This is a genomic window from Janthinobacterium fluminis, assembly GCF_028595325.1.
GTDB lineage: Bacteria > Pseudomonadota > Gammaproteobacteria > Burkholderiales > Burkholderiaceae_D > Janthinobacterium > Janthinobacterium fluminis.
The window spans coordinates 1175724-1196718 of the sequence record NZ_JAQQXR010000001.1; the positions used below are offsets into that span (position 1 = coordinate 1175724).

Sequence of the window (20995 nt, forward strand, 5' to 3'; positions counted from 1 at the left end):
TTCCTTTTAAACGGCCGAGACGCCGCCGTCGACGGCCAGGGTCTGGCCGGTGATGTGCTTGCCGGCGTCGGACGCGAACAGCAGCGTGGCGCCTTTCAAATCCTCGTCGTCGCCGAGGCGGCCCAGGGGCGCGTCCTTGGCCAGCGCGGCGGCGCTGATCTTGTCGAGCAGCCCCTTGGTCATTTTCGAGGGGAAAAAACCGGGCGCGATGGCGTTGACGTTGATGCCGTAGGCACCCCATTCGCCGGCCAGCGCGCGGGTGAAGTTAACGACGGCCGCCTTCGAGGTGTTGTAGGCGATGGTTTTCATCGGCCCCGGCGGGTTGCCCGCCAGGCCGGCGATCGAGGCGATGTTGATGATGCGGCCGGAGCGCCGCGGTATCATGGAGCGCTTGCCGACGGCTTGCGACACCAGGAAGATGCTGCGTATGTTCAGGTTCATCACCTTGTCCCATGCCTCGACCGGGTAGTCCTCGGCCGGCGCGCCCCAGCTGGCGCCGGCGTTGTTGATGAGGATGTCGATGTGGCCCAGGTGGGCCAGCGCGGCGTCGACCAGCTCCGTGACGGCCTCGTCGCGCGACAGGTCGACGGCGACGGCGTGGGCGTTGACCCCGTGTCCGGCCAGGAAGGCGACGGCTTCGTCCAGCTCGGTCTGCTTGCGCGAGGCAATCACGAGCCTGGCGCCCTGCTCGCCCAGCGCCAGCGCCATTTGCAGGCCCAGGCCGCGCGAGCCGCCCGTGACGAGCGCCGTCTTGCCGGCCAGGCTGAACAACTCTTGTGATGTGCGCATGCTCTTTCCTTCGCTGATCAGGCTGCGTAATCCATGCACTGGCGGGCTTCGCGCACGGCGACGATGAATGGTTTGATCGCGATATGGTCAGGATGATCCTGATACGCGTCCAAGGTGGCCTTGTCGGCGAATTCGGAGTACAGCACGACGTCGTAGCTCGCCTCCAGGCCCGGCTGGGCCAGCGCCACTTCAAATGTCAGCATGCCGGGCAGCAGCTTGGCGCAGGAATCGAGTAATTGCTTCATCTTCAAGGCATTCGCGGCGCGGTCGCCGCCTTCCGCATGCTCTTTCAATTTCCAGAAAACGATGTGCTTGATCATATGATTTTTATATCGGTTGAATTAAAAACACGCGTCTTGCATATCAAGGGGCGCGCGACCGGCCCGCCATTATATTCGCGCGCCGGCACCGCCGCCCCTCCGGGAACTCACACGACTTCAAACAGGCCGGCCGCGCCCTGGCCGCCGCCTATGCACATCGTCACGACCACGTACTTGACGCCGCGCCGCTTGCCTTCGATCAGCGCGTGGCCCGTCAGGCGCGCGCCCGACACGCCGTAGGGGTGGCCGACGGCGATGGCGCCGCCGTTCACGTTGAGCCGCTCCATCGGGATGCCCAGCGTGTCGGCGCAATACAGCACTTGCACGGCGAACGCCTCGTTCAACTCCCACAAGCCGATGTCGGCCACGCTCAGGCCGGCCTTCTTCAGCAGCTTGGGAATCGCGTAGACGGGGCCGATGCCCATCTCGTCCGGTTCGCAGCCGGCCACGGCAAAACCGCGGAAGATGCCCAGCGGCTGCAAGCCCTTCGCCTCGGCCACCTTGGCGTTCATGACGATGGCCATCGCCGCGCCGTCGGAAAACTGGCTGGCGTTGCCCGCGCTGATGACGCCGCCGGGCAGGGCCGGGCGGATCTTCGCCACGCTTTCCAGCGTCGTGTCGGCGCGTATGCCCTCGTCGGCGGCCAGCGTCACCTGGCGCGTCAGCAACATGCCCGACTCCTTGTCGGCCACGCCCATGGTCGTCGTCATCGCCACGATTTCGGCGTCGAACAGGCCGGCGGCCTGGGCGGCGGCGGCGCGCTGCTGGCTACGCACGCCGTACTCGTCCTGGCGCTCGCGGCTGATGCGGTAGCGCTTGGCCACCGTTTCGGCCGTCTGCAGCATCGGCCAGTACAGCTCCGGCTTGTGCTGCTCCAGCCAGAGCTCCTTATACATATGCAGATTCATCTCCTGCTGCACGCAGGAAATCGACTCGACGCCGCCGGCGGCATAGATGTCGCCTTCGCCGGCGATGATGCGCTGGGCCGCCAGCGCGATCGCCTGCAGCCCGGACGAGCAAAAACGGTTGACGGTCATGCCGGCCGTGGTGACGGGGGCGCCGCCGCGCAGGGCGATCTGGCGCGCAATATTGCCGCCTGTCGCCCCTTCCGGATTGGCGCAACCGACCAGCACGTCCTCGACCTCGGCCGCCTCGATGTTGGCGCGCTGTATCGCCGCCTGCAACACGTGGCCGCCCAGCGTGGCGCCGTGCGTCATGTTGAACGCCCCCTTCCAGGACTTGGCCAGGCCGGTGCGGGCGGTGGATACGATGACGGCATCAATCATGTTAAGTCTCCTTGTCAGAATGCGTTGATTATTTCCGGTTGCGCCGGGAATCGCTCAAATCAGAATAGCACATATTAGTACGGTCGTTCGTAAATTTGTCGCGGCCTGCGGGAGCTCAATACAGTGGCATTTTGTCAGCCTCGCGTCAGTTTGAAGCAAGCATGGTGTAAGTTTTCACGCCCACACTCGAAGCGGCAGATGACGTATTTACAAATCTGTCAAAAACAATTTAAAAAAATATACAGGAGACAAACATGGCTATCTCAACCGGCAACACCGCCGACGCGCGGAAACCCAGCCAGAAAGGCGCGCCCATCACGGCGGAGGAACGCAAGGTGATCTTCGCCTCCTCGCTGGGCACCGTTTTCGAGTGGTACGACTTTTACCTATACGGTTCGCTGGCGTCCATCATCGCCAAGCAATTCTTCGTCGGCGACCCCACCACCACCTTCATCTTCGCGCTGCTGGCCTTCGCCGCCGGCTTCATCGTCCGGCCCTTCGGCGCGCTGGTGTTCGGCCGCCTGGGCGACATGATAGGCCGCAAATACACCTTCCTCATCACCATCCTCATCATGGGCGCATCGACCTTCATCGTCGGCCTGCTGCCCGGCTACGCCTCGATCGGCATCGCCGCCCCCATCATCCTCGTCACGCTGCGCATCCTGCAGGGGCTGGCCCTGGGCGGCGAATACGGCGGCGCGGCCACCTACGTCGCCGAACATGCGCCCGAGGGCAAGCGCGGCGCCTTCACCGCCTGGATACAGACGACGGCGACGCTGGGCTTCTTCCTGTCGCTGATGGTGATCCTGGGCACCCGCCTGGCCGTCGGCGAAGAGCAATTCTCCGCCTGGGGCTGGCGCGTGCCCTTCCTGGTTTCCGTGCTGCTGCTCGCCATTTCCGTGTGGATCCGCCTGTCGATGAACGAATCGCCGGCCTTCGCCAAGATGAAAGCCGAGGGCAAGACCTCGAAAGCGCCGCTGACGGAAGCCTTCGGCAAATGGAAAAACCTGAAGATCGTCATCCTCGCCCTGGTCGGCCTGACGGCGGGCCAGGCCGTGGTCTGGTACACGGGCCAGTTCTACGCCCTGTTCTTCATGATCCAGACGCTGAAGGTGGACCTGGCGACGGCCAATGTGCTGATCGCCATCGCCCTGCTGCTGGGCACGCCGTTCTTCATCTTCTTCGGCACCCTGTCGGACAAGCTGGGGCGCAAATACATCATCCTGGGCGGCTGCCTGGTCGCCGCGCTGACCTATTTCCCCATCTTCGGCGGCCTGACCCACTATGCCAACCCGGCGCTGGAAGCGGCCCTGAAGGACTCGCCCGTCGTCGTCGTCGCCGATCCGGCCTCCTGCCACTTCCAGTTCAACCTGACCGGCACGAAAAAGTTCCCCTCCTCCTGCGACATCGCCACCCAGGTGCTGTCGGCCAGCTCGGTCAACTACACCAAGGTCGACGCGCCGGCCGGCAGTCTGGCGAAGATCAAGATCGGCGACAAGGAAATCGCCTCCTTCAACGCCGACATGACGCCTGACAACCTGAACTTCACGGCCGACAGCAAGAAAAAAGAAGCCGACTTCAAGAAGGAGGCCGGCGCCGCCATCAAGGCCGCCGGCTATCCGGCCAAGGCCGACCCCGAGCAGATCAACAAGCCGATGGTCGTGCTGCTGCTGTTCATCCTGGTGCTGTATGTGACGATGGTGTACGGGCCGATCGCCGCGATGCTCGTGGAAATGTTCCCGACGCGCATACGCTACAGCTCGATGTCCCTGCCCTACCACATCGGCAACGGCTGGTTCGGCGGCTTGCTGCCGACGACGGCGTTCGCGCTGGTGGCCTTCAAGGGCGACATCTACTACGGGCTGTGGTATCCGATCATCGTCGCGCTGGCAACCGTGGTCATCGGCACCCTGTTCGTCAGCGAAACCAAGGATAACGACATCTACGCGGCCGACTAGCCCGCGCCCCGCCAGTCGGGGTCATGGCAAGGCATGACCCCGACGGCAACTTACTCCGGCGCCAACTGCAGACGGTCGATGCGCGCGCCCTTGCCGAAGGTGACGTCGACCAGCACCGGCCCCTGCGCGTAGACGGCGCGGTAGCGGTAGACGCGGTTCTCGCCGTCAACCTTGCGCTCAAGCAGTTGCAGCGCCTGCAGCGCCCCGTAGGCCCGCAGGCGCGCCCCCATCTCCTGGCCCTGCGCCGCGGCGGCCGCCCTTTCCGTGTATCCCTCCATCGTCGCCTTGCCGGCGGCAATATGCAGCAGCACCGCGCGCAACTGTTCCGTGGTTTCCGGCTCGATGTCGGGAATCGGTTTCGGCGGCCGCGCCGCCGCGGCGCCGGCCTGGGCGGCGGCCGGCGGATCGCCGGCGCCGGCGCAGCCGGCATAGAGCGTTGCCATCAAGATGGCGGCGTAGCTAAGGCGCATCGTAAGCCTCCTCGTTTGGGCTGAATAATTGCCCCATCATAGGCGGGCCTAGCCCCCTCGTCGAGCAATGTTGCGCATTTGTCACAATATTGAAATATTTGCTTTATGTCAAAAAAACTAGCTATATACTTTATTCACGTTGTTTGATTTGCAAGGCCCGACGGGGCTTCCACATGAGGCGTCATCAGACGCACATCCTCAACTTTCGCGGAGAGAATACACATGCGGCATCATCCACGTTCCATCCTGGCATCTTTGATTGTCCTCGGCTACGCCGGCCTGGCCCAGGCCGGCAGCAGCACGACGGAAAACGTCACGGTCTTTTCCAACACCCGCGCCGGTTCCGCGCAAGCCGTGCTGCAACGCCACGCCGACCAGTACGGCCTGCCCGCCGACTTGAGCAACCTGGTACTGACCAAGGTGCAGGAATCGCTCACCGGCAAGCACTACCACTACCAGCAGATGCTCCGTGGCTTGCTGGTGGACCGGGCCGAGATCATCGTCTCGATCGGACGCAATGGCGAACTGCAAAAAATCTTCAACGAAACCAGGCATATCTCCGACAAGGTCGACGCGAACGCCGCCAACCAGTTGTATGTGCAGGCGCAGATCAGCGCCGAAAAGGCGCTCGACCAGGGCTGGAACAATATGAAGGTGCAAAATCCGCTGGTGGCGCAGCCAACCACCGAGCTGGTGTGGGTGGCCGGCAAGGATGGCGTCACGCTGGCCCACAAGGTGCACATCCAGGCGCAGATGCCCACGGGGGGCTTCGTGCAATACCTGAATGCCCATAACGGCGCCTTGATCGACTCCTACTCGACTTCGCTGCCGCGCAAGGGCGCCGAACGCAGCATCGCGGCGCGCGCCGCCATCACCGGCCCGCTGCTGGACCGCCAGAGCGCGACGCAGGCCGCCAAGGTGCTGCCATTGGCCCGCAAGGCGGCCGCCGCGACAACCGCCCCTTCCGGCATCAACGGCATGGGCCTGGTCTTCGACCCCGATCCGCGCACGGCCCTCAACAACGACACCCTGACCGACTCCTCGCCGGCCTCCGCCTTCGACGCCGCCTACGCGAACAAGACGCTGGCCGACCTGACCGTCACGTCCGGCGTGTACACGCTGACCGGCCCGCATATCAACATCACCAACATCGAGGCGCCGAACACGCCGCCGAGCACGACGACGAACGGGGTCTGGACCGCGAAGCGCGGCAACAACGCCTTCGACGACAGCAACGTCTACTTCCACATCGACCAGAACCAGCGCTATATCCAGTCGCTCGGCTTCACCGGCACGAAGAGCATCATCAACCGGCCGATCAACGTCGACACCGACGGCCTGGACGGCGCCGACAATTCCCATTACAGCCCCGGCAGCCCCGGCAGCGACTACCTGGCCTTCGGCCACGGCTGCGTCAACGACACCGAAGACGCCGACGTGATCCTGCACGAATACGGCCACGGCATTCACCACAACATCAACTCGAACTGGAACGGCGGCGATACGGGCGGGATGGGCGAAGGTTTCGGTGACTACTGGGCCGCCTCCTACTCCTACAGCACGGCGAACGGCAAGGTCTACCATCCGGAATGGGCGTTTAGCTGGGACGGCCACGGCGCCTGCTGGGCCGGACGCATGCTGAACCGCACCGACGCCAAATACAACAGCAGCAAGAGCTACCCGGCGCACGTCAACATCACCGAGGGCGGCGTGACGTTCCAGTCCGACGAGCTGTGGTCGGCGCCGCTGTACCAGTCGATGGTGGCGCTGATTGCCGCCGGCAAGCCGCGCGGCAACATCGACAAGATCATTCTGGAGGCGCATTTCGGCCTGGGCTCGAACATCAAGATGCCGGCGATGGCAACGGCCATCGTCAACGCCGCGCACACGCTGTACCCGGACGACGCCACTTACGAAAACACCTTCCGCGCCAAGTTCGAGGCGCAGAACATCCTTGGCGCCGTGGTGCCGCCCGGCCCGACCCAGGCTGAGGTGGAAAGCAACAACACCACCGCCACCGCCAACGTCGTCGCCGTCAGCAACACCACGGTGAACGGCACGATCAGCGCGGCGGCCGACGTCGACTACTTCAAGGTCAGCATCCCGGCTGGCCGCTCGCTGACGCTGACGCTGGCGCCAAACGGCACCTCGGACTACGATCTGGAGCTGTATAACGCCGCCGGCACGAAAATCGGTTCCAGCACCAACGGCACCGGCGTGGCGGACAACATCAGCTACGCGAACTCCGGCGCGGCGCCGCTGGCCGTGTACGCCAAAGTGTTCTATTACAGTGGCGGCACGGGTACGGCGAACGGCAAATACACGCTGAAAGCGAAGTGGTAAGCGAGCCGGAAAGTAAAAAGCCCATCTGACACAGATGGGCTTTTTTTTCGCGCCGCGAAACGCCGCGCTTACTTCGAGGCGGCGCCCCCCAGCAGTTTCTGCCGTTCGCGCTCGTACTCCTCGTAACTGGTGCGGTTGCGCTGCAGGCAGGCGTTGCGCTGTGCCGTGTCGACGAGGCTGTTACAGTATTCGGCGACGCGGTCTTGATTGATGTCGTAAATGACGCTGCAAGCGGAATTGGCAATGGCAGCCAGCGGGAATATCAGGAACTTCATTGGATTCTTCATTAGCGAACGTGATTTATTGACATGAAACGGAAAATAAAAAAACCGGGCGATATATAGCGCCGGCTTCGCTCCGAGCACCAGATACGGATATGCCGCTAAATTAAGTCTACCATGCTGACCGGCGCTGTTTCAAGGTTTTACATATTTCCCGGATGCAACCATTGGGCGACCTGCGCCGCCACCCAGGCGCCATCGTCGAGCGGCAGGTCGTGCCCGGCGTCGGGATGCAGCGCGCAGGCGGCCCGCCAGTGCGCCGCCAGGCGCAGCGAACAACTGGCGTCGACCAGGCGGTCGGCGCGGCTGGCTAGCACCAGCACGGGCGCGGCGGGCCGCCGCGCGGGCGCGCGGTAGCGGGCGGCCGACAGCAATTGGCGCAAGGCATTGGCGCGCGTGACCGGATATTCGCGCTGGTAGGCGATCCAGCGCGGCAGCAAGGGCGCGCGCCCGTCGTCCGCGCTGCTGGTCAAGCGCAAGATGAGCGCCTCCTGGCGGGCCAGCCCGCCCAGCGCCGCCAGCGCGACGAGGGCGGCGTAGTTTTGCCAGCGCAGGCGCCGGTAAAACGGGCTGAACGGCCGCATGCTGGTGTTGATCAGCACCAGCGCGGCGATTTCCTGCGGATAGCGCGCCGCCCATTCGACGGCCAACATGCCGCCCAGCGACAGCGCCAGCAGGTGATACGGTGCGGCGCAGCCCCGCTCCGCCAAGTCGCGGCGGCAAAATTCGACCATGTCGGCCACCCGCTGCGCGCTGGCCATGGCGTGGCGCTGGCCGTTGCCGGGCAAGTCGGGCGTGACGATGTGCGCGTCCGGCACGGCCGCGCGGAAGACGCCGGGAAAGGCATCCCAGTGGCGCTGCTCGCGCATCAGCCCGCGCAGGAACACCCAGTTGCTCATGGCCGGCGCGGCGTGTACCAGCGCGCCAGCGCGTCGGCCTGGCGGGCGCCGCGCGCCGACCCCTCCGGCAACCAGCGCTGGTGGCCGCAGGCGGCGCGGGCGAGAAAATCGAGCCAGACCGTGTGGCTGCGCAAGACCCGCTGCAGGCGGTGCTCCGGCTTGGGGTTGAACATGCCGAGGCGGCTGAACAGCTGCAGCGGATTTTTCTTCACCCACAGCCAGGAACCCATTTCCAGCGTCAGCGGCAAAAACACCCGCTCGCTGGCGCTGACGGCGTTCAGATACAGATAGTCCCACAGGTCGCCGTGGGTGCGGTACTGCAGGCTTTGCGGCTCGAACACATAATTGTGGTTCGGATGGCTCTGGGTAAACAACTGCTCCAGCGCACCGATGTCGGCCAGATGGGCGATCGGCGTCGTCGTGTGGGCGTGCGGGAACCAGATACGGTCGCGCAAGCCGAAACCGGAATGGCAGTCCAGCGCCAGGCTGAAGCTGCGCGGCAGCAACTGCTGTTCGACGACGCGGCAAACGGCCCGGCTTTCCGCCTCCATCGGTTCGCCCAGCGGCCCGCGATACCAGGGCAGGCGCGGGCTGAAGCGCTGCCCACCCAGCAGGAAGGGAACTTTCTCCAGCGAATCGACGGGGGCGTTGCGCATCAGGTCGACGCCGTGCGGGTTGCAGCGGGTCGAGCGCCACATGCCGCCGGGGTTCACCAGCGGCATGAACACCAGGCGCACGGCCTGCAATTGCTGATGCAGCACATGGTCCCAGCGCAGCCGCGCCAGCATGCTTTGCAGGAAGGATAGCAGCACCTGGGTGCCGATCCGCTCCAGGCCGTGGATGCCGCCGAAAAAACCGACGGCCGGCACGTCCAGGCTGGGGTTGCCCAGCGCAAGCGTATACACCGGCAATTCGCGGGCGCCGACGCGCACCGCGCAACTCATGTTCACCTCAAGGTGCGCGCCGCCCTCCTCGATCAGGCGTTCCAGAACCAGCAATTCGGGCAGTTGGGACTCGATCATGTCGGGGGCGTTGTCGCGGTGGTGAAGCATATAGTATCTGCTACGCCGCGCCGCGGATACCGTTGCCGGCATAAAAAGCGCCGCCTTGAACGCCCTTCAAAACGGTCCGGCCCCGGCCTCATCGGGCGGCAATGAAGGCGTCGAACTGCTCGGCCGACAAGGGCCGGCTGAACAGATAGCCCTGGTAGGCGCGGCAGCCGTGGTGGAACAGGAATTCGCGCTGGGCCTGCGTCTCGACCCCCTCCGCCATCACCGACAGGCCCAGGCTCTGGCCCAGCGCGACGATGGTGCGCACGATGGCGGCGTCGTTCGGGTCCGTCAGCACGTCGGCGACGAAAGACTGGTCGATCTTCAGTTGCTCGAGCGGCAGGCGCTTCAGATAGCTCAGCGAGGAATAGCCGGTGCCGAAGTCGTCCAGCGAAAAACCCAGCCCGCTCGCCTTCAGCGCCGTCATCTTGGCGATCGTCACCTCGACGTCGTCGACCAGCAGGCTTTCGGTCAGCTCCAGCTTCAGGCGGGCCGGGTTGGCGCCGCTGCGCGCCAGCGTCGCCAGCACCTCGTCGACGAAGCCGGGGTGGCGCATTTGCCGGGCGCTGACGTTGACCGCCAGGCTCAGCCTGGCCGTCGCCGGCTTGGCGGCCCAGGCCAGCAGTTGCGCGCAGGCCGTCTCCAGCACCCAGCGGCCCAGCGCGAGGATCAGGCCGCTCTCCTCGGCCAGCGGGATGAAGGCGGCCGGCGCGACCATGCCGCGCTGCGGATGCCGCCAGCGCAGCAGCGCCTCGGCGCCCGTGATGCGGCCGCCGTCGCCGACCTGCGGCTGGTAGTGCAGGCAAAACTCGCCCAATTGCAGGGCCTGGCGCAAATCGCCCTCCAGCGCCATGCGCGCATTGACGGCCGTTTGCATTTGCGGGTCGAAAAACCGCAGCGCGTTGCGGCCGGCCGCCTTGGCCTGGTACATCGCCAGGTCGGCGCGCTTGAGCAGCTCGCCGACATTGCCCTCGTGCTCGAATAGCGTGGCGCCTATGCTGCAACTGCTGTAGTGCTCGCAGCCCTTGAGGATGAAGGGCTGGTTGATCGCCAGCAGGATACGCTCGCCGATGGTGGTCGTCTGGGCCGCGGCGGCCTGCGGATTGCGGCTCAGGTTCTCCACCATGACGACGAACTCGTCGCCGCCCAGGCGCGCCACCGTGTCGCTTTCGTAGACGGCCGACTGCAGGCGGAACGCCACCTGCTGCAACAACAGGTCGCCCTGGTCGTGGCCCAGCGTGTCGTTGAGCGTCTTGAAATTGTCCAGGTCGATGAACAGCAGCGCGCCGGCGTGCTGGCCGCGGCCGCTGACGGCCATCGCGTGCTGCAGGCGGTCCAGCATCAGGCGCCGGTTCGGCAGGCCCGTCAGCGCGTCGTAGAACGCCAGGTACTTGATTTCCTGCTCGGCCTGCTTGCGCTGCGTGATGTCGGTGTCGATCGACATGATGGCCTTGGGGCGGCCGTCGTCCTCGCTGACCAGGGTCCAGCGCACCTCGACCGTCAGCGCGCTGCCGTCCTTGCCTCGGCGCGTCACCTCGCCGCTCCAGTCGCCGCACTGCAGCACGATGCCGGTGGCGGCCTCGATCGCGTGCGGGTCGTCGTCGAGCAAGGCGTCGACGGACCGCCCCAGCACCTCTTCCTGGGCCCAGCCGTACAGGCGCTGCGCGCTCTTGTTCCAGTACAGCACGCGCTGGTCGATGCTGCGCACGACGATGGCGTCGCGCGCCTTGTCGAGCAGCGAAGCCTGGTCGCGGATATGCGCCTGGATGCGGCGCTGCTCGTCGCGCACGCGGATGTTGCCGATGCCGAAGGCCAGGTTGTCGGCCAGTTCGCCGAGCAAGGCGGTTTCGCCGGCCGCGTCCTGGAACAGCCCGCCGGTGTACAGGGCCAGCAGGCCGAAACAGCCGTCCTCGCCGCGCAGCGGCAAATACGCGGCGGCGCGGTAGCCGGAGCCGAGCGCCGCCGCCACCCACGCCAGGCCCCGGTCGAGCAGCGCCAAATCGTCCAGCAGCACCGGCGCGCCGCCGCGCAGCACCTGGGCGGCCGGGCAGTCGCCGCCGGCGGGCGCGTCGCCCCAGCTCAGGTTCATGCTGTGCAGATATTCAAGATCGCCTTCGCCTGCGTGGGCTTCCACGCTGATGCTGCGCGCCGCGTCCTGTTGGGCATAGCCGACCCAGGCCATGCGGTAGCCGCCCAGCTCGACGGCGATGCGGCAGATGCGCTCGGTCAACTCGTGTTCATGGCCGACGCGTATCAGCGCGTCGTTGCAGCGGCTCAGCAATTGCAGCGCGCGGTTCGAGCGCACCAGGGCCAGCTCCGCCTGCTTGCGCGCCGTGATGTCGCGGAAGTATACGGCCAGCCCTTCGTCGGATGGATAGGCGCGGCCTTCCAGCCAGCGCTGCAGTGGCGGATAGTATTCGACGAACTCGACGGCGCAGTTGTCGCGCACGGCGCGCTGGTAAGCACAATAAGACACCCCGCCGACGGCCTCCTTGAACTCTTCCCAGACGTTCTTGCCCAGCAGCTCGGCGCGCGCGCGCTGCAACAACTGCTCGGTCTGCCGGTTCAGATAGGTGAAACGCCAGTCGCGGTCCAGCGTGAAGAAACCGTCGGTGATGCTCTCCAGCGTGGTCACGAGGCGGTCGGCCAGGCGGCCGGCCCGCTCTTCCGCCCGTTTTTGTCCGCTGATGTCGAGCAAAGCGCCCTGTATCGCACTGATCGCGCCGTCCGCGCCGCGCACCGCCTGGCCGATGTTGCGCACCCAGATGCGCGCGCCGGAGACGGTGATGACCTCCATCTCCGCATCGTAGGGTGTGCCGTCGCGCACACAGGCGTCGAAATCGGCGCGGATCTGCGCCCGCCACTCGGGCGCGAACAGTTCGATGGCCTGCTCGACGCTGGGCGCCGGCCCAGGCGGCCATTCGAACAAGGCGTAGATATCGTCCGACCACAACAGCCGGCGCTCCGGCAATTCCAGCGTCCATCCCCCCAGACGGGCAATACGACTGGCGATGCGTTGCAAGGGGGGCAGGTCCAGAGGGCTCATGGCGGTCGGAGTATTACCTCAAATAATTGCCGGCTAGGTGGACGATTGAGGAAGCAGCTTCAGTATAGCAATGTAGCACCGAAGGCGTGGAATATGCGCCTCGCGTAGCGCCTCGCGTACCATGTAAAGTTACTACTGGAAAAGTTATGTTTTTGACACATGTAAGCAATTGTAACGACGGCGGATGCCGGGCGGCAGCAGGCGTAAGGTAAGACGCGTTGTATGCCTTAGCACCAAGCTGCGCACGCTGGACGCCTCGCCGCGATGCGCATACTCAGACTGAACACTTGTCCGGGGCAATGCTTGCAAGGAGCAACTATGTTGACTGCCACGTATGCGCTGATGACCTTGTCCGAGGAGCAAAAGAAGGAACGCAACGCCATCGCACGCTTTCGCCAATACCTGCACACCCACGCCGGCGCGCCGCAAGGCATCGACCCGGACCGGCTGGCCCTGCAGCTCGATGAATTGACCCGCTTCGCCGAGACGCGCCACCAGCGCAAAGTCGAAGGCTGCCTGATGCCGGCCGTGCGCGCGGCCACGGCCGACGCCGGCGCCCTGCTGGCCGACCTGGAAACCCTGAACCGCATCGGCCGCCACGTGCTGGGTGCCGCGCGCCGGCGCCTGCGCATGGCCTTCGACGAAGGCGCGACGCACATCAAAATGCTGTGTTTTACGCTGGACCGCTATTGCCAGAATTTGCTGGAACGGCTGGCCAAGGAAGAGCAGGAATTGCTGCCGCTGGCGCAGCGCGTCGTCTCCAGCGAGCAATGGTTCACCATCGGCACCATGTTTCTATCCTATGACGCGGCCCACAATGAGCGCCGCCGCAAGTCCGCGCCGCCGCGGCTGCGCCGGCAGGCGCGGCGCGCCCAGGCGGCTTGAAGCGAACGGCGCTCAAGCCGCCTGCAACTCGTCGTACAGCGCCAGGAATTCCTGGCTCATCTTGTGGCGGGCGTCGAGGTGGATCATGGGCAGGTTGCGGTCGTGCGACTCGCGGATGCGCACCGAACTCGACAGCTTGCTGCCAAACACCGGCAAACCCTCGGCCAGCAACTCGTCGACGAGGCGCTGCGGCAGGCGCGCGCGGGCCTGGAACTGGTTGACGACGATGCCCTCGATTGCCAGCCCCGGATTGTGGTCGGCCTTGATCTCGGCCACATTATTGACCAGCGTGTAGAGCGCCTGGCGCGAAAAATCGTCGCAGTCGAAGGGAATCAGGCAGCGGTCCGCCGCGATCAGCGCCGACTGCGTGAAGAAATTGTAGGCCGGCGGCGTGTCGACGTAAATCTCATCGTAATCCCTGGCCAGCTCGTCTAGCGTGTCGCGCAGCTTGTAGATCTTGTGGCGCGACTCCAGTTTCGACTGCAACTCGCCGATTTCCGGATGCCCCACCATGATGGACAGATTCTCGAACGGCGTCGGGTGGACGAAGCTGGCGGCCGGTTTCGGAAACATCGTGAACGCCAGCATCTGCTCGAAATACGCCGCCATGGTCGGCGCCGTTTCCGTGGCCGCCGCGCCCAGCAGATAGCGGCTGGAATTGCACTGCGGATCAATATCGATCAAAAGCGTCCTTTTCCCCTGGTGCGCGGCGATGGCCGCAAGGTTCACTGCGATGGTCGATTTCCCGACCCCGCCCTTTTGATTGAAAATCACACGTTTCATGGCATTCCAGGAAGATGATGAATTTACACGATTCTAGCAGAATGCTGCGCCGCAGCAACGACTTTCTGCGCCGTGCTAGTCGCGCGTCGATTCCATCATGTTTTGCTTGAGCATGCGCGACAACTGCGCACGCAGCAACACGTCCGGCGGCCGCTGGTGGTGCTCGCCGGCCAGTTCCAGCGCCACGGCCAGTTCCAGGTCCATGCTCGACAGATGGCCGAGGAACCAGCGCGGCAGCATGCGCACGACGTCGCGGCCGGCCGCCATATCGCCTTGCCGCACGTCGGCGTCGGCGTGGCGCAAGCCGTTCAGCACGCGCGCGTGCTGCTCGCTGTGGCGGCGCCGCGCCGGAAAGTTGATTTTCTCCATTAACTGCTCTTCTTCGCGGAAATCCGCTTCCAGCGTCGCTATCAGCTCGCAATAGGCGGCCGCGAAGTGCTCGTCGGGCGCGGCGATCAAGCGTTCCAGCTGCGCCAGCAAAGCCTGATGGGCCTGGTCCATCGTGGGCACGCCCAAAGCCATGTCCTCCGACCATCTGATTGCATGCATAGAACCCTCCATATCGACATCGTTCAGTGTCGGCGACGCAGGGGTAAATTTCCTTGATTTACATCAAATGCAACGGGAAGAGCCGCGCCTGCGCGTCAGGCCGCGGCGCCGGCATCGCATCCAAGTTTGATGCGCGTTGTTGCGCCCCTTGATCCGCGTCAAGGAAATTTCCAGCGCAGGCGACCACACTGGACCGGCTGCACAATGTCAATACAGGGGAAAGGTCATGCAAAAAATCAAATGGTCATCTGAAATGGAATTGGGCATCCTGGGGATGGACGAATCGCACAAAGCGCTGTTCGACGCGCTGGCCATGCTGGCCGACACGCCCGACGCCCAGTTCGGCGAGGCGTTCACGCGGGCCACCAGCGCCATCGAGCGCGATTTCGCCGACGAGGAAGAAGTCATGGAGCGCATCGGCTTTCCCGGCCTGCGCGCCCACCGCGAGCAGCACACCCGCGTGCTGAGCGGCCTGCACCATGCCGACCCGTATGTACGCCAGGGCGACGTCGCCCTGGGGCGCAAGGCGATGGCGCTGCTGCCGCAATGGTTCCTGATCCACCAGGCGACGATGGACCTGGCGCTGGCCGCCGCGCTGGAAGCGGCCGGCCAGCCGGTGCCGGCAATCAGCTGAATGCGGCCGGCTGCGCCGGCATGAGCGCGTCGTGGGCGGCCGCAGAAAATGGCTGAGGCCGCCACGCCACACGCCGCCTCGCCGGCTGCCTTACAATAGGGAGAACAGATCGCCGTAACCGACAGGAGTTCCCCCATTGCATACCCCAGCCTTCATTGCATCTGCCCGCTTCAACGACCCGCACCTCGCGCTGGAACGGGTACAAGCCATCTACCACAGCAGCATCGAACACCTGCGCGACGCGCTGCAGCGCTTCGTTTCGGGCGAAGACCTGAACGGCCGCACGCGCGCCTGCTACCCCTTCGTGCGCATCCAGACCGACACCGTCGCCCGCGCCGACTCCCGCCTGGCCTACGGCTTCGTTGCCGGCCCCGGCGTGTTTGAAACCACGGTGACCCGCCCCGACCTGTTCGCCGACTACTATTTGCAGCAATTCACCCTGCTGCTGAAGAACCACAGCCGCGACCAGAACGTCCAGCTGGAAGTGGGCGTCAGCGCACAAGCGATCCCCGTGCACTTCTCGTTTGCCGAGCACGACCACATCGAAGGCAATATGACGCCGGAGCGCCGCCTGGCGATGCGCGACATGTTCGACCTGCCCGACCTGGCCGCGATGGACGACGGCATCGCCAACGGCACCATGGAAGTGGCGCCGGGCGAGGCGCAGCCGCTGTCGCTGTTCACGGCGCCGCGCGTCGACTACTCGCTGCAACGGCTGCGCCACTACAGCGGCACGGCGGCGCAGCACTTCCAGAACTACATCCTGTTTACCAATTACCAGTTCTACATCGACGAATTCGTGCGCCTCGGGCACGCCATGATGGCCCGCGCCGTCGACCCGCACGCGCCCAGCGAGGACGACGGCTACATCGCCTTCATCGAGCCGGGCAACGTCGTCATGCGCCGCGCCGGCCACAGCGCCACGGCGGAAGACGCGCTGGGCGCACCGCCGCCGCGGCTGCCGCAAATGCCGGCCTACCACCTGGTGCGCGCCGACGGCAGCGGCATCACCATGGTCAACATCGGCGTCGGCCCGGCCAACGCCAAGACCATCACCGACCACATCGCCGTACTGCGCCCGCACGCCTGGCTGATGCTGGGCCACTGCGCCGGCCTGCGCAACACGCAGAACCTGGGCGACTACGTGCTGGCGCACGCCTACGTGCGCGAAGACCACGTGCTCGACGAGGATTTGCCGCTGTGGGTGCCGATTCCGCCGCTGGCCGAGGTGCAGCAGGCACTGGAGGCGGCGGTGGCCGAGGTGACGCAGCTGACCGGCTACGACTTGAAACGCGTCATGCGCACCGGCACCGTGGCCAGCACCGACAACCGCAACTGGGAATTGCTGCCGCAGCGCACGCCGGAGCGGCGCTTCAGCCAGAGCCGGGCGATAGCGCTGGACATGGAAAGCGCGACCATCGCGGCCAACGGCTTCCGCTTCCGCGTTCCCTACGGCACGCTGCTATGCGTCAGCGACAAGCCGCTGCATGGCGAAATCAAGCTGCCGGGCATGGCCAACCATTTCTATCGCGAACGGGTGGACCAGCACCTGCGCATCGGCATCCGCGCGCTGTCCTTGCTGCGCCAGCAAGGGATAGACCAGCTACACAGCCGCAAGCTGCGCAGCTTCGCCGAGGTGGCGTTCCAGTAATGTGCCTGCCTTGTATTGACGCTGCCATTTGAAGTGGCCGGGGGGATGTCAGGTTGCTGGACTTGCCCCCCCCCACCGCGCCTGCTATGACAGCAGGACATGCCCTACAACTTCATTCTCGTTCAGCTACAACGTCCGACGAATACTGTTAATCAAACCAATGTTGCGCTTGAAATTTGAAACCGCGGTCTTTAAGCGCTATAGCTTTCTAGACGCTCACGGATAATTGGCCACGTGTCTACAAAAAATTGCTTGGCATCGTCGTTCTTACTAGCCTCTTGACTTAGCAATAGATTGATCGATGGAATATGAATCGCTGTCTTGCCCGACACGGACTTTCCAATCAACCGTTGCGCCATTTCATAGTCATCGCTTTCCGATATCTCTTCAGTGGAAGGAATGCCCCAGTCCTCAAATGCACCTTTGTGCCACATATTTAGAAGGTTAAAAATAGTCCCGCCAAATTTGGCAGACGCCACATCCAATTTTGAAGACTTTAGCTTGTCGAGTTCAATGTCCCAAATAAGCCGCGATTCTTCACCTTCGCGCTCATTTTTTGCGATGCACAGATTTTGCTGTTCATTCAAGTAAATTTCTAAACGTGGGATTATCATTTCGCTATTTCCTATCACAAGATTTCATACATTGTGCAAGATAATCGCCGGCTCGCGCCATACAAACAGAAAATCTAGATTTCCCATATCCAATGGAAGCAACTTCGCATGCTGTTGCGGCGCGCTCATATTGAGCAACGCATCCTTTCTTGCTAGGGAAGCGCTGATTTATTCATGAGGGCGGACTTGACCGCGAAAATAGGCGTCCTGCGGCGTTGCAAAATCTTGCAATAGCTCGCTATTGCTGTGATTTCGCGCCTTGCAGGCCACCTTTTTCGCTGACCAATCCCAACCATCAGAATAAATCAGCGCTCCCCTAAATCTAAACACCTATGCGATGCGTATAAATTTTAACAAGAAAAATATAATTAGACCTACCAGCGCACCATTTAACCAGCTTCTCAAGAAAAAAACTGGATAGCTTACGCTAAGAATGAAGTGCTCGAACAGTCTATGAGTAAAATTTAAAGAAGGTTGGCCAATTTTTGGCTTAACACCATACACGTCCAAAGCAATACCAAAGAAATAGGCGATATATCCGGCAAAAAAACCATAAACCAAACCATAGCCAACACACTTCCAAACTTTGCCAATAAATTCAATTGACAAACGTTCATGAATAACAAATGCGATGAACAATGTAAAGTAAAATATTCCGGAGTATATGGGGTAATACATGGAAATTCTCCGAGCCATGTATTTATCATCAACTGCCACATTGAGAATCAACGCAAGGACAATACCCACAAATGAAATACAAGCAACAGGTATAAAATTACCGCAACTGGAAGCAAACATGTTTTTCGGTTCTTGATTATTCATCTATCGACCTCTGCGAATTTCTCCTAAGTCTTCTACCTAAACATGTAGACGACCTCCATTGCCGTCGCCAGCGCCGGACCCGCCCCCGCCCCGCTCCTGTTTCTATTGGAGGTCGTCCAATTCTGGAAACTCAGCATTAACGATCTCCAATATTCCCATCTGTATTGCCCCAATTGAACGCCCGAGCCCCTCTTTGAGCTCTTCAAACCTTGCGGCCGAACACCGTCCTTGGCTCTGATTTAACAGCTTCGTTAGTTCCGTTATCGCCTGGAGTGCATGGCGTTGAATTTCGATGGCGCATTCTTTTTCAATCATTTTAGACTTCCTGAACATCTACGAAAACACTGTCGATATTCCGATGATTGCAAATCGCCAGACGGTGAAGGCAATGTAGCGACCTGGTCGGCGAAATCTGGATCGTGGGCCTTTAAACAATCCATTTCCGCTGCTTGATCGTTGATTCGATCATCCCAAGAGATACCTCCTGATATTTACTGCAAGTACGCTCTACTCCTCTCTTGTAGATGTAATTTGCAACCGTGGGCAACCCAATCGAGCTCAATATACGGCGCACGCTGATCAAATAAGCATCTCGGGAAAGCTCGTTCGGAAAGTATTTTGCAAACTCGAATCCAGACAAGTCCACACCAAACTCATCTTGCAGAATTTTGAACTCGTCTAGTATATCATCCCCACACAAGCCAATATCGTGCAAAAGCCTTGTCTCACTTGACCAGGACTCAATCTCAGAGAGGGAATAGCCGCACCTTTTCAAGTACATCAAGGTCAGCTCGCCAACCGGCTTAGTTGTTGTCATATCAGTCGCAATTGAAGGCATCATAAATCTCATATACAGCTAAGGCCGCCGACGCATATGGCAATTTTCCAGATATTAACCTACCCGCATCCCGGAGCACTCGCTTCATGCCGACGTTAATTGCACCGCTCTGATACGCCTCACTAACTACCTGGCTATAAATAGATGTTCGCGATCCAGTTTTCCCGCCTCCGGCTATGCCTGTACGCGGCTTGCTTGCATAGTCTCCAAAAACACTATTTGCTGCGCCTGCCGCCCCGTTCCCGGCAGCTCCCGCTGGTGTGCTGGCAGTCGAGCATGAGAAGTCTACAAACCAGGCACCCTTGCGTTTCACGTATGCTCAATGCATCCCGACGCTCCATTTATACAGCGCAAGATTACTCGCCGCATGACAAATATCACGCAATGTAAGCATAAAAAACGGCCCCAAAAAAGGGGCCGGTTGTCACTTAGTCTGTCCCCAGAATTGCAGGTTTCCGTGCATTTCAAAGGAAAAAGCTGATCTTACTTGATGTTGAAGGCGTCCCGCCCTGCGTAAGAAGTCGCAACGCCAAGCTCTTCCTCGATGCGCAGCAGCTGGTTGTACTTGGCCATGCGGTCCGAACGCGACATCGAGCCCGTCTTGATCTGCAGCGCATTGGTGCCGACAGCGATGTCGGCGATGGTCGAGTCTTCCGTCTCGCCGGAGCGGTGCGAAATGACGGCCGTGTAGCCGGCGCGCTTGGCCATTTCGATGGCGGCGAAGGTTTCCGTCAGCGTGCCGATCTGGTTGATCTTGATCAGGATCGAGTTGGCGATGCCCTTCTGGATGCCTTCCTTCAGGATCTTCGTGTTGGTCACGTACAGGTCGTCGCCGACCAGTTGCACCTTCTTGCCCAGCATGTCCGTCAGGATCGCCCAGCCTTCCCAGTCACCCTCGGCCATCGCGTCTTCGATCGAGATGATCGGATACTTGTCGCACCAGGTCGCCAGCAGATTGCTGAAGTCGGTCGCCGTCAGGCTCAGGCCCTCGCCTTCCAGCTCGTACTTGCCGTTCTTGTAGAACTCGCTGGCGGCGCAGTCCAGGCCCAGCGCGATTTGCGTGCCCGGCTCGTAACCGGCCTCTTCGATGGCCTGGATGATCAGCTTGATCGCCTCTTCGTGGTTCGTCACCGACGGGGCGAAACCGCCCTCGTCGCCGACGGCCGTCGTCAAGCCCTTCTTGTGCAGGATCTTTTTCAGCGTGTGGAACACTTCCGCGCCGTAGCGGACGGCTTCCTTGAAGCTGGGCGCGCCGACCGGGATAATCATGAATTCCTGAATATCGAGGTTGTTGTCGGCGTGGGCGCCGCCGTTGATGACGTTCATCATCGGCACCGGCATCCGCATCGCCGCCGAGCCGCCGAAATAACGGTACAGCGGCAAGTTGGCTTCCTGCGCGGCGGCCTTGGCGACGGCCATCGAGACGGCCAGCATGGCGTTGGCGCCCAGGTTGCTCTTGTTGTCGGTGCCGTCCAGTTCGATCAGCATGCGGTCCAGGAAAGCCTGCTCGTGCGCCTCCAGCCCGGTGACGACGTCGGCGATGACGGTGTTGATGTTTTCCACCGCCTTCAGCACGCCTTTGCCGAAATAGCGTTTCGGGTCGCCGTCGCGCAGCTCGATGGCTTCGCGCGAGCCCGTCGACGCGCCCGACGGCACGGCCGCGCGGCCGGTGGCGCCCGATTCCAGCAGGACGTCGCATTCGACGGTCGGATTGCCGCGCGAGTCGATGATTTCACGGCCGATCAGTTCTACAATAACGCTCATTGTTCCATACTCCA

The 20995-nt window shown here is 62.4% G+C and carries 20 protein-coding genes; 5 read left to right on the forward strand and 15 right to left on the reverse strand.

Translation table 11 applies throughout. The annotated features are described in order from the left end of the window. Positions 1-6: 6 nt before the first annotated feature. From OIK44_RS05160 to OIK44_RS05170, 3 genes are all read right to left on the reverse strand, one after another. Positions 7-789, reverse strand: a complete 783-nt coding sequence (locus tag OIK44_RS05160; protein WP_273669629.1) for an SDR family oxidoreductase — start codon at positions 787-789, stop codon at positions 7-9. Positions 790-806: 17 nt separating this feature from the next. Then, entirely contained in the window at positions 807-1109 is a 303-nt protein-coding gene (locus OIK44_RS05165) for a Dabb family protein (protein ID WP_273669630.1), read from the reverse strand. 107 nt (positions 1110-1216) lie between these two features. After that, a complete protein-coding gene (locus tag OIK44_RS05170) occupies positions 1217-2395 on the reverse strand; it encodes an acetyl-CoA C-acyltransferase (protein ID WP_273669631.1) in 1179 nt (392 codons plus the stop codon). A 254-nt stretch (positions 2396-2649) separates the two neighbouring features. Here OIK44_RS05170 and OIK44_RS05175 point away from each other — a divergent pair, with 254 nt between their 5' ends. Continuing rightward, positions 2650-4353 (forward strand): MFS transporter, encoded by a 1704-nt coding sequence (locus OIK44_RS05175; protein WP_273669632.1) that lies wholly within the window; start codon positions 2650-2652, stop codon positions 4351-4353. A 50-nt stretch (positions 4354-4403) separates the two neighbouring features. On the opposite strand, the gene OIK44_RS05180 is transcribed toward OIK44_RS05175, so the two are convergent. Next, on the reverse strand, positions 4404-4823 hold the full coding sequence (locus tag OIK44_RS05180) for a hypothetical protein (protein WP_273669633.1): 420 nt from the start codon (positions 4821-4823) through the stop codon (positions 4404-4406). A 222-nt stretch (positions 4824-5045) separates the two neighbouring features. Between OIK44_RS05180 and OIK44_RS05185 the strand changes: the two genes are divergently transcribed. Beyond that, positions 5046-7166: a M36 family metallopeptidase gene (locus tag OIK44_RS05185; RefSeq protein WP_273669634.1), complete on the forward strand. Its 2121-nt coding sequence runs from the start codon at positions 5046-5048 to the stop codon at positions 7164-7166. 68 nt (positions 7167-7234) lie between these two features. On the opposite strand, the gene OIK44_RS05190 is transcribed toward OIK44_RS05185, so the two are convergent. The 4 genes from OIK44_RS05190 to OIK44_RS05205 form a co-directional block, all read right to left on the reverse strand. Continuing rightward, positions 7235-7441: a hypothetical protein gene (locus tag OIK44_RS05190; RefSeq protein ID WP_273669635.1), complete on the reverse strand. Its 207-nt coding sequence runs from the start codon at positions 7439-7441 to the stop codon at positions 7235-7237. Positions 7442-7590: 149 nt separating this feature from the next. Beyond that, positions 7591-8346 carry an alpha/beta fold hydrolase gene (locus OIK44_RS05195; RefSeq protein ID WP_273669636.1) on the reverse strand — a complete coding sequence of 252 codons (756 nt, stop codon included), beginning with the start codon at positions 8344-8346 and terminating at the stop codon, positions 7591-7593. Next, entirely contained in the window at positions 8343-9368 is a 1026-nt protein-coding gene (locus OIK44_RS05200; protein WP_273669795.1) for a M14 family zinc carboxypeptidase, read from the reverse strand. The genes OIK44_RS05195 and OIK44_RS05200 overlap by 4 nt, the downstream gene beginning before the upstream one ends. Positions 9369-9486: 118 nt before the next feature. Beyond that, a complete protein-coding gene (locus tag OIK44_RS05205; RefSeq protein ID WP_273669637.1) occupies positions 9487-12441 on the reverse strand; it encodes a sensor domain-containing protein in 2955 nt (984 codons plus the stop codon). A gap of 318 nt (positions 12442-12759) precedes the next feature. Between OIK44_RS05205 and OIK44_RS05210 the strand changes: the two genes are divergently transcribed. Further along, positions 12760-13326 carry a hemerythrin domain-containing protein gene (locus OIK44_RS05210; protein WP_273669638.1) on the forward strand — a complete coding sequence of 189 codons (567 nt, stop codon included), beginning with the start codon at positions 12760-12762 and terminating at the stop codon, positions 13324-13326. Between the two features lie 12 nt (positions 13327-13338). Here the strand turns inward: OIK44_RS05210 and OIK44_RS05215 are convergent, their stop codons facing one another. After that, positions 13339-14109 (reverse strand): ParA family protein, encoded by a 771-nt coding sequence (locus OIK44_RS05215; RefSeq protein ID WP_273669639.1) that lies wholly within the window; start codon positions 14107-14109, stop codon positions 13339-13341. Between the two features lie 75 nt (positions 14110-14184). Continuing rightward, the gene (locus OIK44_RS05220; RefSeq protein ID WP_273669640.1) at positions 14185-14658 is read right to left on the reverse strand and encodes a bacteriohemerythrin; all 474 of its coding nucleotides are present in this window, start codon (positions 14656-14658) and stop codon (positions 14185-14187) included. A 226-nt stretch (positions 14659-14884) separates the two neighbouring features. Between OIK44_RS05220 and OIK44_RS05225 the strand changes: the two genes are divergently transcribed. Both OIK44_RS05225 and OIK44_RS05230 read left to right on the forward strand, forming a co-directional pair. Further along, positions 14885-15292, forward strand: coding sequence for a bacteriohemerythrin (locus tag OIK44_RS05225; protein WP_273669641.1), 408 nt, complete (start codon positions 14885-14887; stop codon positions 15290-15292). Positions 15293-15428: 136 nt separating this feature from the next. Then, positions 15429-16943 carry an AMP nucleosidase gene (locus OIK44_RS05230; protein ID WP_273669642.1) on the forward strand — a complete coding sequence of 505 codons (1515 nt, stop codon included), beginning with the start codon at positions 15429-15431 and terminating at the stop codon, positions 16941-16943. Positions 16944-17134: 191 nt separating this feature from the next. On the opposite strand, the gene OIK44_RS05235 is transcribed toward OIK44_RS05230, so the two are convergent. The 5 genes from OIK44_RS05235 to eno form a co-directional block, all read right to left on the reverse strand. Further along, positions 17135-17530, reverse strand: coding sequence for a hypothetical protein (locus OIK44_RS05235; RefSeq protein ID WP_273669643.1), 396 nt, complete (start codon positions 17528-17530; stop codon positions 17135-17137). 357 nt (positions 17531-17887) lie between these two features. Then, a complete protein-coding gene (locus OIK44_RS05240) occupies positions 17888-18379 on the reverse strand; it encodes a hypothetical protein (RefSeq protein WP_273669644.1) in 492 nt (163 codons plus the stop codon). Between the two features lie 102 nt (positions 18380-18481). Further along, positions 18482-18694, reverse strand: a complete 213-nt coding sequence (locus tag OIK44_RS05245) for a hypothetical protein (RefSeq protein ID WP_273669645.1) — start codon at positions 18692-18694, stop codon at positions 18482-18484. Between the two features lie 112 nt (positions 18695-18806). Further along, a complete protein-coding gene (locus tag OIK44_RS05250; protein WP_273669646.1) occupies positions 18807-19220 on the reverse strand; it encodes a hypothetical protein in 414 nt (137 codons plus the stop codon). A 480-nt stretch (positions 19221-19700) separates the two neighbouring features. Further along, entirely contained in the window at positions 19701-20981 is a 1281-nt protein-coding gene (gene eno / locus OIK44_RS05255) for a phosphopyruvate hydratase (RefSeq protein ID WP_273669647.1), read from the reverse strand. Positions 20982-20995 lie beyond the last annotated feature (14 nt).

Bases quoted from the DNA above. Each gene is read 5' to 3' on its own strand.
- OIK44_RS05160 (WP_273669629.1), bottom strand. From the start codon at position 789: ATGCGCACATCACAAGAGTTGTTCAGCCTGGCCGGCAAGACGGCGCTC.
- OIK44_RS05165 (WP_273669630.1), bottom strand. From the start codon at position 1,109: ATGATCAAGCACATCGTTTTCTGGAAATTGAAAGAGCATGCGGAAGGC.
- OIK44_RS05170 (WP_273669631.1), bottom strand. From the start codon at position 2,395: ATGATTGATGCCGTCATCGTATCCACCGCCCGCACCGGCCTGGCCAAG.
- OIK44_RS05175 (WP_273669632.1), top strand. From the start codon at position 2,650: ATGGCTATCTCAACCGGCAACACCGCCGACGCGCGGAAACCCAGCCAG.
- OIK44_RS05180 (WP_273669633.1), bottom strand. From the start codon at position 4,823: ATGCGCCTTAGCTACGCCGCCATCTTGATGGCAACGCTCTATGCCGGC.
- OIK44_RS05185 (WP_273669634.1), top strand. From the start codon at position 5,046: ATGCGGCATCATCCACGTTCCATCCTGGCATCTTTGATTGTCCTCGGC.
- OIK44_RS05190 (WP_273669635.1), bottom strand. From the start codon at position 7,441: ATGAAGTTCCTGATATTCCCGCTGGCTGCCATTGCCAATTCCGCTTGC.
- OIK44_RS05195 (WP_273669636.1), bottom strand. From the start codon at position 8,346: ATGAGCAACTGGGTGTTCCTGCGCGGGCTGATGCGCGAGCAGCGCCAC.
- OIK44_RS05200 (WP_273669795.1), bottom strand. From the start codon at position 9,368: ATGATCGAGTCCCAACTGCCCGAATTGCTGGTTCTGGAACGCCTGATC.
- OIK44_RS05205 (WP_273669637.1), bottom strand. From the start codon at position 12,441: ATGAGCCCTCTGGACCTGCCCCCCTTGCAACGCATCGCCAGTCGTATT.
- OIK44_RS05210 (WP_273669638.1), top strand. From the start codon at position 12,760: ATGTTGACTGCCACGTATGCGCTGATGACCTTGTCCGAGGAGCAAAAG.
- OIK44_RS05215 (WP_273669639.1), bottom strand. From the start codon at position 14,109: ATGAAACGTGTGATTTTCAATCAAAAGGGCGGGGTCGGGAAATCGACC.
- OIK44_RS05220 (WP_273669640.1), bottom strand. From the start codon at position 14,658: ATGCATGCAATCAGATGGTCGGAGGACATGGCTTTGGGCGTGCCCACG.
- OIK44_RS05225 (WP_273669641.1), top strand. From the start codon at position 14,885: ATGCAAAAAATCAAATGGTCATCTGAAATGGAATTGGGCATCCTGGGG.
- OIK44_RS05240 (WP_273669644.1), bottom strand. From the start codon at position 18,379: ATGAATAATCAAGAACCGAAAAACATGTTTGCTTCCAGTTGCGGTAAT.
- OIK44_RS05245 (WP_273669645.1), bottom strand. From the start codon at position 18,694: ATGATTGAAAAAGAATGCGCCATCGAAATTCAACGCCATGCACTCCAG.
- OIK44_RS05250 (WP_273669646.1), bottom strand. From the start codon at position 19,220: ATGATGCCTTCAATTGCGACTGATATGACAACAACTAAGCCGGTTGGC.
- eno (WP_273669647.1), bottom strand. From the start codon at position 20,981: ATGAGCGTTATTGTAGAACTGATCGGCCGTGAAATCATCGACTCGCGC.